Source organism: Methylobacterium sp. CCH5-D2, assembly GCF_001556475.1.
GTDB lineage: Bacteria > Pseudomonadota > Alphaproteobacteria > Rhizobiales > Beijerinckiaceae > Methylobacterium > Methylobacterium hispanicum.
The window spans coordinates 1-3,930 of sequence record NZ_LSIX01000020.1 but is presented as its reverse complement, the minus strand read 5'-3'; the positions used below and the strand labels follow the sequence as shown (position 1 = coordinate 3,930).

Below are 3,930 nucleotides of genomic sequence, written 5' to 3'. Positions count from 1 at the left end.
GCGCCTCGCCGCGCTGCCCGATCCGCGCCTCGCCCGGCACCTCCGGGCGCATCCGCGCTTCCGCGAGGACATCGCCTGGAGCCGCAACGCGGTCGACATCGACCCGACCCGCAACCCCCGCCACGAGCCCTACTTCGACAAGCTGGAGGGCGGCGAGGAGGACGCGGCGGCGCTGCTCTACAATCTCGACGGGCTCTGCGACGAGCGCGACCTGCCCTCGCACGAGGGCTACGCGCACCACGCCCGCTTCTTCCTGGCGCAGCGCTACGGCGCCTACGTGCGGGCGCCGAACCAGTGCTTCCGGGCGACCGGCGCGACGGTGGAGCGGCTGCGCAGCCGCCGGGCCGACGCCCTCAACGCGGCCTGGATGGCGCGGGTCGCGGCACTCTGCCGACGCAGGCCCTCGCCGGTGCCGCTGCTGCCGGTCTCCTACCGGGTGGCCTCGAACCAGCTCGAGTTCATGGCGATGATCGAGACCGGCAAGCTTCCGGCGCGGACGCGGATCGACCGGATGCTGGCGATGCTCGACTACGCCCTCGACCGGGGCCGGGCGCCCACGATCGGCTACAGCTGGTACATCCTCGAGGCGCGCGACCCGAAGGACCCGGATCTCGCCGCCGACCATTCGAGCACCGTGGTGGCCCGCCGCCGGGTCGGCGGGCGCTGCCAGTACCGCGTGCAGGACAACACGGGCGCCTACTGCGCCCACATGCGCCCCGGCATTCGCGAGCGCTGCGAGGACGGCCGGATCTGGCTCTGGGAGGCGGAGCTGCGGCGCACGCTCTACAGCGTGATCTACCTGCGCTGAATCAGATCGCCGCGCGGGCCATCTCGCGGCGGCGCGTCGCGCCCGAGGCCTCGCGCAGGGCGGCCACCGTCTCCTGCGCGCCCGCGTCGGGCGCCGCCATCGCGGCGGCCTGGGCCAGGCGCTCCGGGGTGGGGGCGGGCAGTCGCACCAGCACGATCGTGCCCTGGTCGACCTCGGAGCGGATCCGCAGGGAGCCGCCGTGCAGCTCCGCCATCGAGCGCGCGATGGCGAGGCCCAGCCCCGAGCCCTTGTGGCTGCGGGTCATGTTGGCCTCGACCTGCACGAAGGGCTGGCCGAGGCGGGGCAGGACGGTGCGCGGGATGCCGATGCCGGTGTCTTCCACGAAGATGTGGGTGCGGTCGCCGGCCCGGCGGGCGCGCACCACGACGCGGCCCTCGGCGGCGGTGAACTTCACGGCGTTCTGCAGGAGGTTGGTCAGGATCTGGTGCAGGGCGCGCGCGTCGGCGAGCACCGTCAGGTCGGGCGCGATGTCGAGGCCGACATGCAGCGACTTCGCCCGCGCCGCCTCGGCGACGAGCTTCAGCGCCGCATTCACGGCCTGCTCCGCCGGGATCTCGCGCGGGGCGAGGCGGACGCGATGCCCCTCGATGCGGGACATGTTGAGGATGTCGTCGATGACCGAGAGCAGGTAGTGCCCGCTCTCGCCGATGTCGCGGCAGTACTCGGTGTAGCGCGGCGAGCCGAGGGGACCGAACACCCCGCTGGCCATCACGTCCGCGAAGCCGATGATGGCGTTGAGCGGCGTGCGCAGCTCGTGGCTCATGTTGGCGAGGAAATCGGATTTTGCCTGGCTCGCGGTCTCGGCGGTGGCCTTCTGGTCGAGGTAGCGCTCGGCGAGGTCGGCGAGCTGCTGGGTCTGGACCTCGAGGGTGCGGCGGGAGCGCTTGAGGTCCTTGACCGTCTCGATCAGCTCGCGCTCCGAGGCGACGAGCTGCTCCTGGTGCCGCTTCAGGCTGGTGATGTCGGTCCCGACCGAGACGTAGCCGCCGTCCTTGGTGCGGCGCTCGCTGATCTGGAGCCAGCGCCCGTCCGTCAGCTCCGCCTCGAAGGTGCGGGCGGTGGCAGCCCCCGATTCCGGCATCTCGCGCCGGATCTGCGGGAGCATGCCCCGGCTCATCACCTCGGTGTAGCGGCGGCCGGGTTGCGCGTCCTCCGGGTTGAGGGCGTGCAGGTGGCGGAATTTCGAGTTGCACAGGACCAGCTTGTTGCCGGTGTCCCAGAGCACGAAGGCTTCCGAGATCGCCTCGATCGCGTCGCGCAGGCGCATGTCGGCGGTGGCGCTGGTCTCGGCGAGCTGGTGCTGCTCGCTCACGTCGATGGCGATGCCGACGAGGTGGCTGCCGCCGTCGTTGGGGTCGGGCACCACCTCGGCGCGGGTGCGCAGCCAGACGTAGGCGCCGTCGGCGCCGCGCATCCGGAAGGCGTGGTCCACCGAGGTCTGGTTGGCCGCCAGCCCGCGGGCGAGGCTGTAGAGGTCGCCATCGTCCGGGTGCACCAGGGCGTTCACGGTGCCGAAGGAGAGGTACTCGTGCTCGCGCCGGTAGCCGAGGAGCGCGTACATCGAGTTCGACCAGTAGATCCGCCCGCGCGGGATGTCCCAGTCCCAGAGGCCGCAGCCGCCGCGGCCGAGGGCGATGTCGAGGCGCTGGCGGATCTGCTCGCAGACCCGGTCGGCCGTCTGCGCCCGGCGGCTCTGGAGCCCGTAGGCCACGGCGACGCCGAGGATCACGAGGATCGCGGCGCCGACCAGCACCGTCTGGTCGCGGGCGCGCTCGCGCCAGCCCGCCAGCAGGGGCGCCAGGGGCTGAACCACGGCGAGGCTCTGCCCGTCCGGCAGCCGCCCCATCGCGGCGAGCACCGGCTCGCCGCCCGGGGGCGTCAGGGTCAGGACGCCGGCCCGCTGCCCGAGAACCGTCAGCGCCTCGGCCTCCCCGAGCACCTGCACGAGCCGGTCCTGCCCGGCCGGCAGCGGCGGCTGGGCCGCGAGGATGCGCGCGTCGGGGGCGATCAGAAGCAGGCGCCGCTCGGTCCGGGCCTGACCGGCCGCGAGCGCCGCGAGGTCGATGGAGCCGCCCGGCAACGCGGCGGCGAGCCGGAGCGTCGTCGTGATCTCGGCGGCGGCGGCCGCCGCGATCTCGTCGCGCTCGCCGCGGACATGGACGACGGTGAGGCCGACGAGGCAGGCCAGGAAGCACGAGAGCAGCGCGGGGATGGCGTAGCGCAGCCCCGCCTCGACCCGGGCGAGGCGCCCGCTCCTGGCACGGGCCGGCCAGTGGACGCCCAAGATCGTGTCCGCACGCGCGGAGAGGGAAGCGGAAGCCGCCTCCGGCATGTCCGGACCTCGTCCTAGGGAAAATCGGGATGTCGGGAGGCGCTCGGCGCCGTCCCGAATCTGGATTCAATATGCCTTGGGGCCGCCGCGATTGTCCACGGATTTTTGAGGCTACAGCTTGACAGCGGGAGGCTGTTGCGGATTCGCCCCGGCGGCTATTTCGGTTTGGTTTACAAATGGTTAATTGGCGCAAGACTGCGCGCCGCGATGTCGGCCACGTCCCGCGACAGGCCCGGGATCGTCTTGATCTGCTTGAGGATTTCCTCGGCCTTACAGGCGCGTGTTTTTTTCAGGCGGCGCCAGGATCCGAAGGCCGTGAGCAGCTTGGCGGCGACCTGCGGATTCGTGCTGTCGAGCGCCCGGACCGTGTCGGCGACGAGGGCGAAGCCGGCCCCGTCCGGCCGCGCGAACTGGGTCGGGTTGCCGAACGCGAAGGAGCCGATGAGGGCCCGGACGCGGTTCGGGTTCGTCAGCGCGAAGGCCGGGTGCGCCGTGAGGCGCGCGATGCGCGCGAGGGTGCCGTCCTCGGGGATCATCGCCTGGACGGCGAACCACTTGTCGAGGACGAGCGGCTCCTCGGCGTAGCGCTCGGCGAAGGCGGCGAACGCGGCCTCCCGGGCCTCGCCGGGGATCAGCGCCAGCGTGCCGAGCGCCGCCAGCCGGTCGGTCATGTTGGTGGCGGCCTCGAAGTGCGCCGCGGCGCGGGCGGCGCCGGTCTGCGGGTCGCCGGCCGCCACGAGGTCGAGGGCGGCGTTGCGGAGCGCCCGCC

The 3,930-nt window shown here is 72.8% G+C and carries 3 protein-coding genes; 1 reads left to right on the top strand and 2 read right to left on the bottom strand.

Annotated elements, in window-relative coordinates; translation table 11 throughout:
- Window positions 1-808, top strand: an 808-nt coding sequence (locus AX737_RS33915; protein ID WP_066918122.1) for a hypothetical protein, incomplete at its 5' end; no start/stop codon positions are given.
- Between the two features lies 1 nt (window position 809).
- Here the strand turns inward: AX737_RS33915 and AX737_RS00455 are convergent.
- The gene (locus AX737_RS00455; protein ID WP_066918121.1) at window positions 810-3,161 is read right to left on the bottom strand and encodes a PAS domain-containing sensor histidine kinase; all 2,352 of its coding nucleotides are present in this window, start codon (window positions 3,159-3,161) and stop codon (window positions 810-812) included.
- Window positions 3,162-3,331: 170 nt separating this feature from the next.
- Window positions 3,332-3,930, bottom strand: a 599-nt coding sequence (locus tag AX737_RS00450) for an aminopeptidase N C-terminal domain-containing protein (protein ID WP_156453437.1), incomplete at its 5' end; no start/stop codon positions are given.

Excerpts from the sequence above, each read along its gene's own strand:
- AX737_RS00455 (WP_066918121.1), bottom strand. The coding sequence starts at position 3,161 with ATGCCGGAGGCGGCTTCCGCTTCCCTCTCCGCGCGTGCGGACACGATC.